We start from the raw sequence: 14,471 nt of genomic DNA, 5'->3' as shown, positions 1-14,471 counted from the left end.
AAAACCCTTCCGGGTGACGCAGACAAGTGCCGATGGGACAAACGCGCTCCGTCAGGAGCCGGGCGTGTCCACCACCCGCGCTCAAAGATGGAGACGGAGCCAGCCACCCAGGCAGAGAAGCAGCCAGCCGGTCACCGCGGCGACGAATCCCGCCAACGCCGGAAGCTGCCACCTTCGCACCAGGTACGCACACAGCGGCACCGCCACGAGCAAGGTCGGCGCCAGAATCACGATCATGTCGTACAGCTCCGCGCCGACATCCACCGACGCGGTCGGGCACCCGAACTTGCCGGTGCACTCGACGCTGCGGCCGTTGACGTACGAGTAGCCGGGGGTGGTGCCCCCTTGCGGCCACCGGACTATCACCAGCAGGCCGACCGGCAGGACACACGCCAGTGTGTACCAGAACGCGAGCCAGGCGAAGGCGCGCCCGAGCACCCCCGACGCCAGCCCCCCGCTCATGATCGTCATCATATTCCGACCGAGACCACGCCCCTTGATCCACACCAGCTCGGTGAAGTGGCGCCATCCGGGCAAGCCGGTTACCGCCACCTCGGCGTAGTGGAGTGGATCAAGCGCGGGCTATTTCGCGTTGAAGTAGTTCGCGTCGGGGTGGTGGACCACGATGGCGTCGGTGGCCTGCTCGGGCACGAGCTGGAACTCCTCCGACAACTCCACGCCGATCCGCTCCGCGCCGAGCAGCCCCACCACCTTCGCCCGGTCTTCCAGGTCCGGGCAGGCCGGATAGCCGAACGCGTACCGGCAGCCCCGGTAGTCGGTGCGCAGCAGGCCGGCCAGGTCGCCCGGGTCGTCCTCGGCGACGGTACGCCCACCCGGCAGCACCAGCTCGGACCGGATCCGCCGGTGCCAGTACTCCGCAAGCGCCTCGGTGAGCTGCACCGACAGACCGTGCACCTCCAGGTAGTCGCGGTATTCGTTCGCCGCGAACATCTTCGCCGTGTATTCGCTGATCGGCTGCCCGACGGTGACGAGTTGCAACGCCACCACGTCGAGCTGGTCGCCCTTGGGCCGGAAGAAGTCGGCCAGGCACAGCCGGCGCTCCTGCCGCTGCCGGGGGAAGGAGAACCGGGCTCGCTCGCTGTGCCCGTTCTCGTCCAGCACCACCAGGTCGTTGCCCTCGGAGTAGGCCGGGAAGTAGCCGTACACCACGGCCGCCTCCAACACCTGGTCGGCGATGAGCCGGTCCAGCCAGTAGCGCAGCCGCGGCCGGCCCTCGGTCTCCACCAACTCCTCGTACGACGGGCCCTGGCCGCCGCGCGCGCCGCGCAGCCCCCACTGGCCCAGGAACGTGGCCCGCTCGTCGAGCAGCGCCGCGTAGTCCGCGAGCGGCACGCCCTTGACCACCCGGGTGCCGAAGAACGGCGGCGTGGGCACCACGGCGTCCGGCGCCACGTCGGAGCGGACGGAGGCGTCGTCCAGCTCGGGCAGCGCCTCCCGGACCTGCGCCCGCTGCCGCTCCCGCCGCTCCCGGCGGGCCGCCAACGCCGCCTCCCGCTCCGGGTCGACCACCGGCGCGCCACCCCGCTTGGCCGCCATCACGCGGTCCATCAGGGACAGCCCCTCGAACGCGTCCCGGGCGTAGTGCACCTGGCCCGGGTAGATCGACCGCAGGTCGTCCTCCACGTACGCCCGGGTCAGCGCCGCCCCGCCGAGCAGCACCGGCCAGCGCTCGGCGACGCCGCGCGTGGCCATCTCGGCCAGGTTCTCCTTCATGATGACCGTGCTCTTGACCAGCAGGCCGGACATGCCGATGGCGTCGGCACGGTGCTCCTCGGCCGCGTCCAGGATCGCGGTGATCGGCTGCTTGATGCCGATGTTGACCACGTCGTAGCCGTTGTTGGACAGGATGATGTCGACCAGGTTCTTGCCGATGTCGTGCACGTCGCCCTTCACCGTGGCAAGAACAATCTTGCCCTTTCCGGCAGCGTCTTCGGAGTCGGCCTTCTCCATGTGCGGCTCCAGGTAGGCCACCGCGGTCTTCATCACCTCGGCGGACTGGAGCACGAACGGCAACTGCATCTGGCCCGAGCCGAACAGCTCGCCGACCACCTTCATGCCGTCCAGCAGCAGGTCGTTGATGATGGACAGCGGCGTGCGCCCCTGCGCCATCGCGGTGTCCAGGTCGGCCTCCAGGCCGTTGCGCTCGCCGTCGATGATCCGGCGCTTGAGCCGCTCCTCGAGCGGCAGCGCGGCCAACTCCTCGGCGCGGGTGGCCCGCGCCGACGCCGCGTCGACGCCCTCGAAGACCTCGATGAACCGCTGCACCGGGTCGTAGCCCTCGCGGCGGCGGTCGTAGACCAGGTCCAGCGCCACCTCGCGCTGCTCGTCCGGGATCTTCGTCATCGGCAGGATCTTGCTGGCGTGCACGATGGCCGACGTCAGGCCGGCCTGCACGCACTCGTGCAGGAACACCGAGTTGAGCACCTGCCGGGCCGCCGGGTTCAGGCCGAACGACACGTTCGAGATGCCGGCGGTGAAGTTGACCCCCGGATAGCGGGCGGTGATCTCCCGGATCGCCTCGATCGTCTCGATGCCGTCGCGGCGCGTCTCCTCCTGCCCGGTGGCGATCGGGAACGTCAACGCGTCGATCAGGATGTCCGACCGGCGCAGCCCCCACCGGCCGGTCAGGTCGTCGATCAGCCGGCTGGCCACCCGTACCTTCCACTCCCGGGTGCGGGCCTGGCCCTCCTCGTCGATGAGCAGCGCCACGACGGCGGCCCCGTGCTCCTTCACCACCGGCATCACCCGCGCGTAGCGGGAGTCGGGGCCGTCGCCGTCCTCGAAGTTCACCGAGTTGACCACGCAGCGACCGCCGAGCATCTCCAGCCCCGCCTCGATCACCGCCGGCTCGGTGGAGTCCAGCACGATCGGCAGCGTGGACGCGGTGGCGAACCGGCCGGCCAGCTCCCGCATGTCCTGCGTGCCGTCCCGACCGACGTAGTCGACGCAGAGGTCGAGCAGGTGCGAGCCGTCCCGGGCCTGGTTGCGGGCGATCTCCACGCAAGCCTGCCAGTCGGCGGCCAGCATCGCCTCGCGGAACGCCTTCGAGCCGTTGGCGTTGGTGCGCTCCCCCACCATCAGGACGCTGGCGTCCTGGGCGAACGGCACGTGGTGGTAGATCGAGGAAACGCCCGCTTCCGGCTCCGGCGCCCGGGCCGCCGGGCGACGCCCGCCCAGCCGCTCCACGAGCGCCCGGACGTGCTCCGGCGTGGTGCCGCAGCAGCCGCCGATCAGCCCGACGCCGTAGTCGTCGACGAACTGCTCCAGCGCGTCCGCCATCTCCTGCGGGCCGAGCGGGAAGTACGCGCCGTCGGCGGTCAGCACCGGCAGGCCGGCGTTCGGCATCACCGACACCGGGATCCGGGAGTGCCGGGACAGGTAGCGCAGGTGCTCGCCCATCTCGGCCGGGCCGGTGGAGCAGTTGAGCCCGATCAGGTCGACCCCGAGCGGCTCGATCGCGGTCAGCGCCGCGCCGATCTCGCTGCCCAACAGCATGGTGCCGGTGGTCTCCACGGCCACCTGACAGATGATCGGCACGTCCCGGCCGGCGGCGTCGCGGGCCCGCTTCGACCCGACCACCGCGGCCTTGACCTGGAGCAGGTCCTGGCAGGTCTCGATGATCAGCGCGTCCGCGCCGCCGGCGATCAGGCCGGCGGCGTTCTGCTGGTACGCGTCGCGCAGCGAGGCGTAGCTCGCGTGACCAAGGGTCGGCAGCTTCGTGCCCGGCCCCATCGACCCGAGCACGAACCGGGGCCGTTCCGGGGTGGCGTACGCGTCGGCGGCCTCCCGGGCGATCCGCGCCGCCGCCTCGGACAGCTCCCAGATCCGGTCGGCGATGCCGTACTCGGCGAGGTTGGGCAGGTTGGCGCCGAACGTGTTGGTCTCCACGCAGTCCGCGCCGGCGGCCAGGTAGGCGTCGTGCACACCACGGACCACGTCCGGCCGGGTGACGTTGAGGATCTCGTTGCAGCCCTCGAGGCCGTCGAAGTCGTCGAGCGTGAGGTCGGCTGCCTGGAGCATCGTCCCCATCGCCCCGTCGGCGATGAGGATCCGGTCCGCCAGCAGGTCGCGCAACGAAGTAGACACAAACCCAGGTTAGTGCGGCGACGGACGCGAAGGGCACCCCAACGGTCCCTTCCCACATACTGTCGGCTGGATCACCGCGTACCCTCATCCGCTTCGACCGGGTGGTCGGGCCGGGCGACCGGCGCGGCCGACGGGCCGGCTCCGGCGGCGGCACGTAGGCTGGCGGACGTGAAGGACATCAGGGACGCGACCGGGCGACGGGGCCACGCCGCTCCCGACGAGCAGGGTGAGGTGACGGCGTGACCGAGTTCGACGGGCTGCCGGTTCTACGCTCACCGGTCGCCATCGCGGCCTTCGAGGGCTGGAACGACGCCGCGGACGCCTCCACCGCCGCCGTGGAACACCTGGAACAGGTCTGGCAGGCCCGGCAGGTGACCGAGCTGGATCCGGAGGAGTTCTACGACTTCCAGGTGAGCCGACCGACCATCACCATGGCCGACGGGGAGACCCGGCGGGTGGAGTGGCCGACGACGCGCTTCATGGTGGCCAGCCCGGAGGGCACCGAGCGGGACGTGGTGCTGATCCGCGGCATCGAGCCGAGCATGCGCTGGCGCACCTTCTGCGAGCAGGTGCTGGAGATCTGCCACAGCCTGGAGGTCGAACGGGTGGTGCTGCTCGGCGCCCTGCTGGCCGACGTGCCGTACACCCGGCCGCTGCCGATCAGCGGAAGCGCGTCGGACGCCGACGCGGCCCGGCGCTACCAGCTCACGCCCACCCGCTACGACGGCCCGACCGGCATCGTCGGGGTGCTGCACGACGCCAGCTCCCGGGCCGAGGTCGACGCGGTGTCGTTCTGGGTGCACGTGCCGCACTACGCCAACAACCCGCCCTGCCCGAAGGCGACCCTGGCGCTGCTGCACCGGGTCGAGGAGGTGCTCGACCTGCCGGTGCCGATGGCCGACCTGGCCGAGGAGGCCGCCGAGTGGGAGCAGCGGGTACGCAGCGCCGCCGAGCAGGACGCCGAGCTGGGTGAATACGTGCGTGAGTTGGAGGAGCGCGTCGGCGACGCCGGCATCACCCCGTTGACCGGGGACGAGATCGCCCAGGAGTTCGAGAAGTACCTGCGCCGTCGGGGCGGTTCCGCCGGTCCCACCGCCGGCTCCTGGTAGTTCGCTCCGCGGAAGGCCGGGTCCTCGTCGGGCCCGGCCTTCCGCGTGTCCGGGGTGGCGCCGTCACGCCCTCTAGGGCATCCTAGGAACCTAGCTGTTCTGAGGAGGCGGGCAATGCAGATCAACCCGGGCGCGGCCGAGTTCCCGCACCGGCAGATCGCCGCGCAGCTCAAGGCGCAGGTGCGGCGCGGCGACTGGGGGCCGGGCGAGCGGCTGCCGTCCATCCCGGCCATCGCCGAGATGTTCGGCGTCGCGAAGCAGACCGTCCAACGCGCCGTCGACCAGCTCCGCGTCGAGGGCATCCTGATCACCAAACCCGGCTCCGGTACGTACGTCCGGGGCACCCGGCGCCGACTCAACCGCCTCGCCCGGGGCCGGTACGGCGGTTTCCGCGGCTACCACACCGACCTGGCCGCCCGATACCGGCAGCAGCTCGTCTCGGTCGGTCGCGCCGCCGCCCCGCCCGAGGTCGCCGACGTGTTCGGCGTCACCGACGGCACCGAACTGCTCTGCCGGCGGCACCTGGTCCGCACCGACGACTCCCCGGTCGAGGTCGGCGCCTCCTGGTTCCTGCCCGCCGACACCGCCGGCACCTCCCTGGAACGGGCCGAGGCGTTCGGCCGCCCGCTCTACCAGGAGGCCGAGGAGGCGACCGGCCGCCGGTACGTCACGGCGGCCGACACGATAAGCGCCCGCCAGCCCAGCCGGGAGGAGGCGGAGATCCTCCAGATCCGCCCGGACACCCCGGTGCTGCACCTGCTGCACGTCGCGTACGACGAGCGGCGCAAGCCGATCGAGGTCGCGCAGGCCACCTGGCCCGGACCGATGACCACGCTCACCGAGGAGTACAAGATCCCCGCGCCGGCACCCGACCCGGACCCGGACCCGGGCCTCGTCCTCGGCTGAGCGCCGCCCGCGGGGGCGGCCCGGTCCGTGCCCGGCTGTGGTTAGGCGGGGCCCCTTCTTAACCGGCACCTGTTAAGCGGGGGCCCCGCCTCTACCGAAAGCGTTAACAAGGGCCCCCTCCTTACAGGCGGATGCCGAGGAGAGCGTCGACGGTGTCGGCGAACAGGTGGGGGGCGGTCGGGTCGGCGCCGTCGCCGGCCAGCGTGCGCTCGGCCCAGGCGTCGGCCACCGCCAGAGCGCCGGGAGTGTCGAGATCGTCGGCGAGGCGTTCGCGTACCCCGGCCAGCAGCGCCTCCCCCGACGGGCCGGACGGCGCGGCGGCGGCCCGCCGCCAACGGTCCAGCCGCCGCAGCGCCTCGGCGAGCAGCTCGTCGGTCCAGGTCCGGTCACTGCGGTAGTGGCCGGTGAGCAGCGCCAGCCGCACCGCCATCGGGTCGACCCGGTCGGCCCGCAGGCGGGAGACGAAGACCAGGTTGCCCTTCGACTTCGACATCTTCTCGCCGTCCAGGCCGATCATGCCGGCGTGCACGTAGTGGTCGGCGAACGGCGCCGCGCCGGTGAGCCGCTCGGCGTGCGCGGCGGAGCACTCGTGGTGCGGGAAGACCAGGTCGTTGCCGCCACCCTGCACGGAGATCCGGTCGCCGAGCAGGTGCAACGCGATGACCGTGCACTCGATGTGCCAGCCGGGACGGCCGGGGCCCAGCTCGCCGCCGGGCCAGGACGGCTCGCCGTCGCGGGCGCCGCGCCACAGCAGCGGGTCGAGCGGGTCGCGTTTGCCGGCCCGCTCCGGGTCGCCGCCGCGCTCCGGGAAGATCTCCAGCATCTCGGCGCGGGACAGGTTCGACTCGTAGCCGAACTCGGGGGCGGCGGAGATGTCGAAGTAGACGTCGCCGGTGCCGTCGTCGAGCCGGTACGCCGCGCCGTCCTTGAGCAGCACGAGCACCTTGTCGGCGATGTCCGGGATCGACTCGACCGCGCCGACGTAGTGCGCCGGCGGGATCATCCGCAGCGCCTCCATGTCCTCGCGGAACAGCGCGGTCTCCCGCATGGCCAGGACCTTCCAGTCCTCGCCGTCGCGCTCGGCGCGTTCCAGCAGCGGGTCGTCGATGTCGGTGACGTTCTGCACGTAGCTCACGGTCAGGCCGGCGTCACGCCACATCCGCTGCACCAGGTCAAACGTGATCATGGTGGCGGCGTGGCCGAGGTGGGTGGCGTCGTACGGGGTGATGCCGCAGACGTACATCGAGGCGACGCCGTCGGGCCGGCTGGGGTGGAGACCCTGTCGCGCCGAGTCGTACAACCTCAGTGGCGCGCCCTCGCCCGGCAGCCGTGGCACCTCGTGTCCCGCCCAAGACTCCATGACCGCCAGCCTAACGAGCCGTCCGGCACGCGGATGCCGCCCCACGGGTGATCAACGCGACAACGGCTCACATCGGCGGCCAGGGCATGGCCGGCCACTCCTCCGGGGGCAGCGGGAACCGGCCGGTGTCCCGCAGCCGCTCCACCCGCGCCGTCACCGCGGCGACCTCGCCGATGGTGAGATGGTCGGCCAGCTCCTCGCCGAGCGCGCCGCCGAGAAGGCCGGCCAGGCCGTCGAGCATCTCCACCGCGTCCGGCGGGAGCAGGCGCCCGGCCCAACCCCACAGCACCGTACGCAGCTTCTCCTCCACGTGGAAGCTGACGCCGTGGTCCACGCCGTAGATCCGGTCGTCCGCGCCGACGAGCACGTGCCCGCCCTTGCGGTCGGCGTTGTTGATCACGGCGTCGAGAACGGCGAGCCGGGCCAGCCGCGGGTCGTCGGCGTGCGCCAGCGCGTAGGCCGCCCCGTCGTCGTCGCGCGCCGCGGCGATCGGGAACCAGCGCGGCGGCACCGACTCGGCCGGCACGAACCCCACGAGCGGCTCGGCGTCGGCCGGCTCGTCGATCCAGAGCTGGCAGGAGCCGGGACCGAAGGGGCCGTCGCGCAGCACGGTCGGCGGCACCATGTCCCACCCGGTGGCCCGGGAGACGAGGTAGGCGGCCACCTCCCGGCCGGCGAGCGCGCCGTCCGGGAAGTCCCAGAGCGGGCGCTCGCCGCGCACCGGCTTGTAGACGCAGTGCGCGCGGACCTCGCCGAGGGCGATGACACCGCGCAGCGTGGTGTTGGAGGCGTCGACGAGGCGCCCCTCCAGGGTCAGCTCACCGTCGGCGAGCAGCCGCAGCGCCTCGGCGCCGTCCTGTCGGGGCTGCAACTCCGACGAGGTCACCGGTGATAGCCGTTGTGCCGGGGGCAGAGGTGGCCGGCCGGGTCGAGCGGCTGGCCGCAGAGCGGGCAGGGCGGCCGGCCGGCGTTGACCACCCGCTTGGCGCGCTCGATGAACTCGCGGGTCGCCTCGGGGGTCAGCCGCACCCGGAGCCGGTCGAGGTCCTCGTCCGGCTCGTCCGGCTCCTCGTCGATCTCGACCTCGACCTCGTCGTCCGCGTCGCCCAGCTCGACCTCGACCTCCGCCTCGCCCACGGCGATCGCCTCGATCACCACGGTGGCGGTGTCCACGTCGAAGGCCAGGCCCAGCGTGCCGACCCGGAACTCCTCGTCGACGGGGGTGTCGAGCGGCTCGTTGTCGCCGAGCACCACCGGCGCGGCCTCCGGCAGTTTCACCCCGAACCGGCGTTGCGCCTCGGAGAGCAGCTCCTCCAGCTTCTCGGCGAGCAGCGACACCTGGACCTTCTCCAGCGCGACGCTGACCAGCCGGCCGCCGCCACGCGCCTGGAGGAAGAACGTGCGCTCCCCCGGCGGGCCGACCGTCCCGGCGACGAACCGCTCCGGCGGCTCGAAGGCGTGCACCTGGTGCGTCATACCCACGACCCTATCCGGCGGGCGGAAGCACCGCGCAGCCCACCGACGCCGAATCCGCCCAGAGCGCAACCCGCCCCGCCGCCCCGGCCGCCGGCGGTCGCGACGGCACCGCTCACCGGGCCGCCCCCGCGCCACCACCCACCGCGGCGTCCGACTCGGTGCTCCGGGCCGCCCGCCGGCGCCGCTTGCCCGGCGGCGGGACCAGCGCCGACAGGTCCCCGCCGGTGTCGTTGAGCCGGACCAGGAACGGTCGCAGCGACGTGTAACGGATCGCCGTCACCGACGCCGGGTCGGCCACGATCCGCTGAAAAAGATCCAGGTGTACGCCGAGCGCGTCCGCCACGATGGCCTTGATCACGTCACCGTGGCTGCACGCCAACCAGACCGCCTCGGGCCCGTGCTCGGCGGTGACCCGCGCGTCCCACGCGCGTACCGCCGCGACCGCCCGCGCCGACATCCCCGCCATCGACTCCCCCTCCGGGAAGGCCGCGGCGCTCGGGTGCTGCTGGACCACCGGCCAGAGCGGCTCCTTGGCCAGCTTCTTCAGCGCCTGCCCCTCCCAGGTGCCGTAGCCGCACTCGATCAACCCGTCCTCGACCACCGGCTCGGCTCCGGGCAGCGCCAGCGCCAGGGTCTGCCGGCAGCGGATCAGCGGGCTGGTCACCACCGCCGCGAGCGGCAGCCCGGCGAGCCGCCCGCCGACCGCCGTGGCCTGGTCCCGCCCGGTGTCGTCAAGCTCGACCGGTTGCCGGCCGGCCAGGCCGCCGTCGGCGTTCGCGGTGGTCCGGCCGTGTCGCAGAAGCAGAAGGGTCGCCACACCCACCACCCTAGGCCGTGCCACGGCGACGCCCGCCCCCGCTCGGTGATCACGTGCGGAGGCGGGTCGGTCCGGCGGCGCCCGCACGTCACAAACGCACAAAACAGACATATCGCCCGACGGTCGGCCTGGAGATTCCTCGGGCACCCTGCCTGCCATCGCCCCTCCGCACGGGCAACGAGCTCCCCGGCCCCCACCACAGCGCCGGGCCGCCGCCGCCAACCAGGTGGCACGGCGGAGGTTCGGCGGTCCCGTGGTGCGGAGATGCGGCCCATCAGGGGGGCGCTCTCGTGCCGACATGCCCGAGCGCCCCACAAGATGGGAGATAACTCCCAAATTGCGAGATGCCCTGGCTGGATCGACTCCAGGTCGCCGAGGTGGCGCTATCAGGTGCACCGGGATACCGCCACCTCGGCGAACCGGCGGGCGTTTCGGCCGGGCCGGGGGCCGGGCGAGTGGGGTGGGACGTTGCCGGTCAATCCGAGGCGGGTGAGATGTCGGGTTTCCGGGTGGTGGGCGACACCCGCTCGACGGAATCGGCGCCGGGCCGGGGGCGTTATACCCGGTGCGCGGCTGAGCAGCGGAAACGCCCGCCACTCCGGATCACGGATCCGCGGAATGACGGCGGGTCGCCGGTCGTTGCACATCGTTCCGCCGGCACGACGAGGCCCCCGCCCCGTGACCGGTCGGATCCCCCGAGAGCGCCTGACGGTGCTCGCGCACCCCACCCCCGGGTGTCGACCCCCGAATGGAGCCCCCCATGAACACCATGCTGCGCAAGAGCATCCTCGGCATCGCCGGACTGACCGTCGCCGGTGGCCTGGCCGCCGGCCCGCTCAACCACCACGACACCAGCCCCACCGCCCGCGAGGTCGCCGTCACCGCGCAGGCCGACCCCGCCGCGCTCGTGCCGCACGGCGTGCAGGGCGCCCAGTCCCGCATCGACCTGACCGACGAGCAGACCGCCAACGCCAAGGCGATCATCGCGGCGACGAAGAAGGCCGGCCTGCCCGAACGGGCCGCGGTCATCTCGATCGCCACCAGCCTCCAGGAGTCCAAGCTGGAGAACCTGGGTCACCTCGGCGACCGCAACGACCACGACTCGCTGGGCCTGTTCCAGCAGCGCCCGTCCAGCGGCTGGGGCACGCCGGAGCAGATCACCGACCCTGAATACTCGACCCTGGCGTTCCTCAAGGGGTTGAAGCAGGTCGACGGCTGGCAGGACATGCCGCTGACCGCCGCCGCGCAGACCGTCCAGGTCAGCGCCTACCCGGACGCGTACGCGCAGTGGGAGCAGCAGGCCGCCGACCTCGTCGGCCAGCACTGGAACGGCTGACACCACGACGGCCGGCACCCCGAACGGGTGCCGGCCGTCGGCGTGCCGGGCGAACGTCAGGTGGCGCTGATGGTGCCGGTGAGCAGCAGGCAGAGCACGAGCGTGCCGAGCGCCACCCGGTAGATCACGAACAGGTACAGCGTGTGGTGCGCGACGTAGCGCAGCAGCCAGGCGATCGCCGCGTACCCGATGGCGAAGGCGATCGCGGTGGCGACCACCATCTGCGCCACGCTCGGCGCGGCGGTGCCCGGCGCGGACGGCTCGAAGACGTCCGGCAGGCTGAACACGCCGGAGATCACCACGGCGGGGATCGCCAGCAGGAACGAGTACCGCGCCGCGGTCTCCCGGGTGAGGTTGAGGAACAGGCCGACGGTGAGCGTGCCGCCCGAGCGGGAGACGCCCGGGATCAGCGCCATGGCCTGGCCCAGCCCCATCGCCACGCCGTCCCGCATCCGGAAGTTCTCCAGCGTGCGGGTCTGCCGCCCCCAGTATTCCGCGAAGGCGAGCACCAGGGCGAAGAAGATCAGCGTGAAGGAGATCAGGTAGAGGTTCCGGCCGGCGGTGCGGATCTGGTCCTTGAAGATCAGCCCCAGGATGCCGATCGGGATGGTGCCGACGATGACGTACCAGCCCATCCGGTAGTCGAGGCTGGAACGCACCGAGCGGTCGACCAGACCCAGGCACCAGGTCCGGACGATCCGCCAGATGTCCTTGAAGAAGTAGATGAGCACGGCGGCCTCGGTGCCGAGCTGGGTCACCGCGGTGAACGACGCGCCCGCGTCCCGGCCGAAGAAGATTGCCGAGGTGATGCGCAGGTGCCCCGACGACGACACCGGCAGGAACTCCGTCAGGCCCTGGACGACGCCCAGGACGATGGCCTCGACCCAGGTCACTCGCCGACCCCGGACAGGTCGAGGGCCTCGGCGACGGTGCGCAGCGTCTGCACGCCGCTGTCCCGGTCGGCCACGAACAGCGTCACCGACAACGTGGTCACACCGGCGGCGGCGTACTCCCGCATCCGCTCGGCGATGCGTTCCTTCGGGCCGAGCAGCGAGGTGCGGTCGATGAACTCCATCGGCACCGCCGCCGCCGCGGCACGCTGCTGCTTGGCCAGGTAGAGATCCTGCACCTCGCGGGCCGCGTCGCCGTAGCCCATCCGGGTGGCGAGCTGGTTGTAGAAGTTCTGCTCGCGGCTGCCCATCCCGCCGACGTAGAGCGCGGCGTACCAGCGGACCAGCTCGGCGCAGGTGGCGACGTCGTCACCGACCACCACCGGCACCGACGGCACCACGTCGAAGCCGGCCAGCTCCCGGCCGGCCCGCGCCCGCCCGGCCCGGACCGGGGCGAGCTGCTCCTCGGCGAACTCCGGGGCGTAGAAGACCGCCAACCAGCCGTCGGCGATCTCGCCGGCCAGCTCCAGGTTCTTCGGGCCGACCGCGGCCAGGTAGATCGGGATGTGCTCGCGCGGCGGACGGAAGCCCAGCCGCAACGCCTTGCCCGGGCCGTCCGGCAGCGGCAGTGTGTAGTGCTCGCCGTCGTACACGACCTCCTTGCGCGCGACCGCCAGCTTGACGATGTCGACGTACTCCCGGGTGCGGGCCAGCGGCTTGGCGAACCGGACGCCGTGCCAGCCCTCGGAGACCTGGGGGCCGGAGACGCCCAGACCGAGCCGGAACCGGCCACCGGAGAGGGCGTCGATGGTCGCGGCCGTCATCGCGGTCATCGCCGGGGTGCGGGCGGGGATCTGCATGACCGCGGCGCCGAGGTCGATCCGCTCCGTCTGCCCGGCCATCCAGGCCAGCATGCTCGGCGAGTCGGAGCCGTACGCCTCCGCGGCCCACACCACCGAGTAGCCGAGCCGGTCCGCCTCCTGAGCGAGCGCCAGGTGGTCCGCAGGCGTGCTCCACGCCGTCTGGTAGCCAAGGCTGAGCCCGAGTCGCAATGGTCCTCCCACCGTCCGCACCACAGGTCGCATCAGGTTACGCAATGCCGGTGACGCCGCCGACCACCGGCTCGCCCGAACACGTCACACCGCTCTGCGGTCGCGCGGGAAGTTGACTGCGGCGAGGATACCCGTGACACCGGGTTCGAAATAAGGTTCACGCATGCAACAGCGACCGCTCGGCCGAAGCGGGCTGGCGGTTTCGCGGCTCGCGCTCGGCACCATGACCTGGGGACGGGACACCGACGCCGACGACGCGGCCGCGCAGCTGAAGAGCTACCTCGACGCGGGCGGCAACCTCGTCGACACCGCCGACGTGTACGCCGACGGCGACGCCGAGTCGGTGATCGGCTCCTTGCTGGGCAGCCTGGTGGACCGCGACGAGATGCTCATCGCCACCAAGGCGGGGTTACGGCCGGGCAGCGGTCGCCGGCGGGACGGCTCGCGCGGGCACCTGCTGCGCACGCTCGACGCGTCGCTGCGCCGGCTCGGCACCGACCACGTCGACCTCTGGCAGGTGCACGGGTACGACCCGGACACGCCGCTGGAGGAGACGCTCTCGGCCCTGGACCACGCCGTGTCCAGCGGGAAGGCCCGGTACGTGGGCGTGTCGAACTTCTCCGGCTGGCAGACCGCCCGGGCCGCCGCCTGGCAGGCCGCCTGGCCGGGGCGGGCCCCGGTGGTCGCCGCCCAGGTGGAGTATTCGCTGCTGGAGCGCGGCATCGAGCGTGAGGTGCTGCCGGCCTGCGCCGGGATGGGGCTGGGTCTGCTGCCCTGGTCGCCGTTGGGGCGGGGGGTGCTGACCGGCAAGTACCGCAACGGCCGCCCGGCGGACTCGCGGGCGGTGTCGCCGCACTTCGAGCGTTTCGTGGCCACCTACCTGGAGCCCCGCTGCTCCAGCATCGTGGAGGCGGTGGCCATCGCCGCCGGCGGGCTCGGCGTGTCGCCGACGGAGGTGGCGCTGGCCTGGGTCCGGGACCGGCCCGGCGTCACCGCGCCGATCCTCGGCGCCCGCACCGTCGGGCAGCTGCTCGGCGCGCTCCAGGTGGAGCGGATGACCCTGCCGGACGAGATCGTCACCGCGCTCGACGACGTCTCCGCGGTGCCGGTCGGCTACCCGGAGCGCGACGGCTGACCCGCCGCCGCGACCCGGGCCACCGCCAGGGGGGTGGCGGAGGGGCCGCGAGCTGGGCAGCATGGGGACATGGACTACGAATACGCGCCGCTGCGGTTGCCTTCGAACGTCGACCGGTTGACCGCCGCGGCGCAACTGGCGATCCAGGCGGAGTTCTCCGGGTGGGAGCTGGCCCGGGTGCGGCTCTACCGGGACGGCACACGGCAGGTGATGCTGCGCCGCCGCGTGGTGAACAAGCCGCAACCGGGCCTGTCGTACTGACCCCGCCCCGTACCCGGGGCCG

Annotated in this window: 13 protein-coding genes; 5 read left to right on the top strand and 8 right to left on the bottom strand. The window is 72.4% G+C overall.

Annotation, left to right across the window (positions count from 1 at the left end):
• Nucleotides 1-81 precede the first annotated feature (81 nt).
• Complete coding sequence (locus O7613_RS08730; protein ID WP_282293165.1) at nucleotides 82-462, bottom strand: hypothetical protein; 381 nt, start codon at nucleotides 460-462, stop codon at nucleotides 82-84.
• Between the two features lie 120 nt (nucleotides 463-582).
• Nucleotides 583-4,107: a methionine synthase gene (gene metH, locus O7613_RS08725; protein WP_282293163.1), complete on the bottom strand. Its 3,525-nt coding sequence runs from the start codon at nucleotides 4,105-4,107 to the stop codon at nucleotides 583-585.
• 239 nt (nucleotides 4,108-4,346) lie between these two features.
• On the opposite strand from metH, the gene O7613_RS08720 reads away from it, so the two are divergent.
• On the top strand, nucleotides 4,347-5,216 hold the full coding sequence (locus O7613_RS08720) for a PAC2 family protein (protein WP_281589820.1): 870 nt from the start codon (nucleotides 4,347-4,349) through the stop codon (nucleotides 5,214-5,216).
• 114 nt (nucleotides 5,217-5,330) lie between these two features.
• Nucleotides 5,331-6,122, top strand: coding sequence for a GntR family transcriptional regulator (locus O7613_RS08715; RefSeq protein WP_281589822.1), 792 nt, complete (start codon nucleotides 5,331-5,333; stop codon nucleotides 6,120-6,122).
• Between the two features lie 121 nt (nucleotides 6,123-6,243).
• Here O7613_RS08715 and mshC read toward each other — a convergent pair whose 3' ends face one another.
• The 4 genes from mshC to O7613_RS08695 form a co-directional block, all read right to left on the bottom strand.
• Nucleotides 6,244-7,482, bottom strand: coding sequence for a cysteine--1-D-myo-inosityl 2-amino-2-deoxy-alpha-D-glucopyranoside ligase (gene mshC / locus O7613_RS08710; protein ID WP_281589823.1), 1,239 nt, complete (start codon nucleotides 7,480-7,482; stop codon nucleotides 6,244-6,246).
• A gap of 67 nt (nucleotides 7,483-7,549) precedes the next feature.
• The gene (locus tag O7613_RS08705) at nucleotides 7,550-8,368 is read right to left on the bottom strand and encodes an SCO1664 family protein (protein WP_282293161.1); all 819 of its coding nucleotides are present in this window, start codon (nucleotides 8,366-8,368) and stop codon (nucleotides 7,550-7,552) included.
• Nucleotides 8,365-8,958 carry a DUF3090 domain-containing protein gene (locus O7613_RS08700; RefSeq protein WP_281589825.1) on the bottom strand — a complete coding sequence of 198 codons (594 nt, stop codon included), beginning with the start codon at nucleotides 8,956-8,958 and terminating at the stop codon, nucleotides 8,365-8,367. The genes O7613_RS08705 and O7613_RS08700 overlap by 4 nt, the downstream gene beginning before the upstream one ends.
• A gap of 112 nt (nucleotides 8,959-9,070) precedes the next feature.
• Nucleotides 9,071-9,784 (bottom strand): histidine phosphatase family protein, encoded by a 714-nt coding sequence (locus O7613_RS08695; protein WP_281590317.1) that lies wholly within the window; start codon nucleotides 9,782-9,784, stop codon nucleotides 9,071-9,073.
• Nucleotides 9,785-10,535: 751 nt separating this feature from the next.
• Between O7613_RS08695 and O7613_RS08690 the strand changes: the two genes are divergently transcribed.
• Nucleotides 10,536-11,111, top strand: coding sequence for a hypothetical protein (locus tag O7613_RS08690; protein WP_282293159.1), 576 nt, complete (start codon nucleotides 10,536-10,538; stop codon nucleotides 11,109-11,111).
• Nucleotides 11,112-11,167: 56 nt separating this feature from the next.
• Here the strand turns inward: O7613_RS08690 and O7613_RS08685 are convergent, their stop codons facing one another.
• Both O7613_RS08685 and O7613_RS08680 read right to left on the bottom strand, forming a co-directional pair.
• On the bottom strand, nucleotides 11,168-12,004 hold the full coding sequence (locus tag O7613_RS08685; protein ID WP_281589827.1) for an undecaprenyl-diphosphate phosphatase: 837 nt from the start codon (nucleotides 12,002-12,004) through the stop codon (nucleotides 11,168-11,170).
• On the bottom strand, nucleotides 12,001-13,053 hold the full coding sequence (locus O7613_RS08680; protein WP_281590319.1) for an LLM class F420-dependent oxidoreductase: 1,053 nt from the start codon (nucleotides 13,051-13,053) through the stop codon (nucleotides 12,001-12,003). Before O7613_RS08680 ends, O7613_RS08685 begins: the two co-directional genes overlap by 4 nt.
• A gap of 163 nt (nucleotides 13,054-13,216) precedes the next feature.
• Between O7613_RS08680 and O7613_RS08675 the strand changes: the two genes are divergently transcribed.
• Entirely contained in the window at nucleotides 13,217-14,188 is a 972-nt protein-coding gene (locus O7613_RS08675; protein ID WP_281589829.1) for an aldo/keto reductase, read from the top strand.
• Nucleotides 14,189-14,257: 69 nt separating this feature from the next.
• Entirely contained in the window at nucleotides 14,258-14,449 is a 192-nt protein-coding gene (locus O7613_RS08670) for a DUF5703 family protein (RefSeq protein WP_107155556.1), read from the top strand.
• Nucleotides 14,450-14,471: the final 22 nt, after the last annotated feature.

Source organism: Micromonospora sp. WMMD975, from assembly GCF_029581215.1.
Lineage (GTDB): Bacteria > Actinomycetota > Actinomycetes > Mycobacteriales > Micromonosporaceae > Micromonospora.
This window is presented reverse-complemented; position numbering and strand designations above follow the sequence as displayed.

What these genes read in the sequence shown, in the direction of transcription:
- O7613_RS08730 (WP_282293165.1), bottom strand. Translation starts at nt 462, where the DNA reads ATGAGCGGGGGGCTGGCGTCGGGGGTGCTCGGGCGCGCCTTCGCCTGG.
- O7613_RS08715 (WP_281589822.1), top strand. Translation starts at nt 5,331, where the DNA reads ATGCAGATCAACCCGGGCGCGGCCGAGTTCCCGCACCGGCAGATCGCC.
- mshC (WP_281589823.1), bottom strand. Translation starts at nt 7,482, where the DNA reads ATGGAGTCTTGGGCGGGACACGAGGTGCCACGGCTGCCGGGCGAGGGC.
- O7613_RS08700 (WP_281589825.1), bottom strand. Translation starts at nt 8,958, where the DNA reads ATGACGCACCAGGTGCACGCCTTCGAGCCGCCGGAGCGGTTCGTCGCC.
- O7613_RS08690 (WP_282293159.1), top strand. Translation starts at nt 10,536, where the DNA reads ATGAACACCATGCTGCGCAAGAGCATCCTCGGCATCGCCGGACTGACC.
- O7613_RS08675 (WP_281589829.1), top strand. Translation starts at nt 13,217, where the DNA reads ATGCAACAGCGACCGCTCGGCCGAAGCGGGCTGGCGGTTTCGCGGCTC.
- O7613_RS08670 (WP_107155556.1), top strand. Translation starts at nt 14,258, where the DNA reads ATGGACTACGAATACGCGCCGCTGCGGTTGCCTTCGAACGTCGACCGG.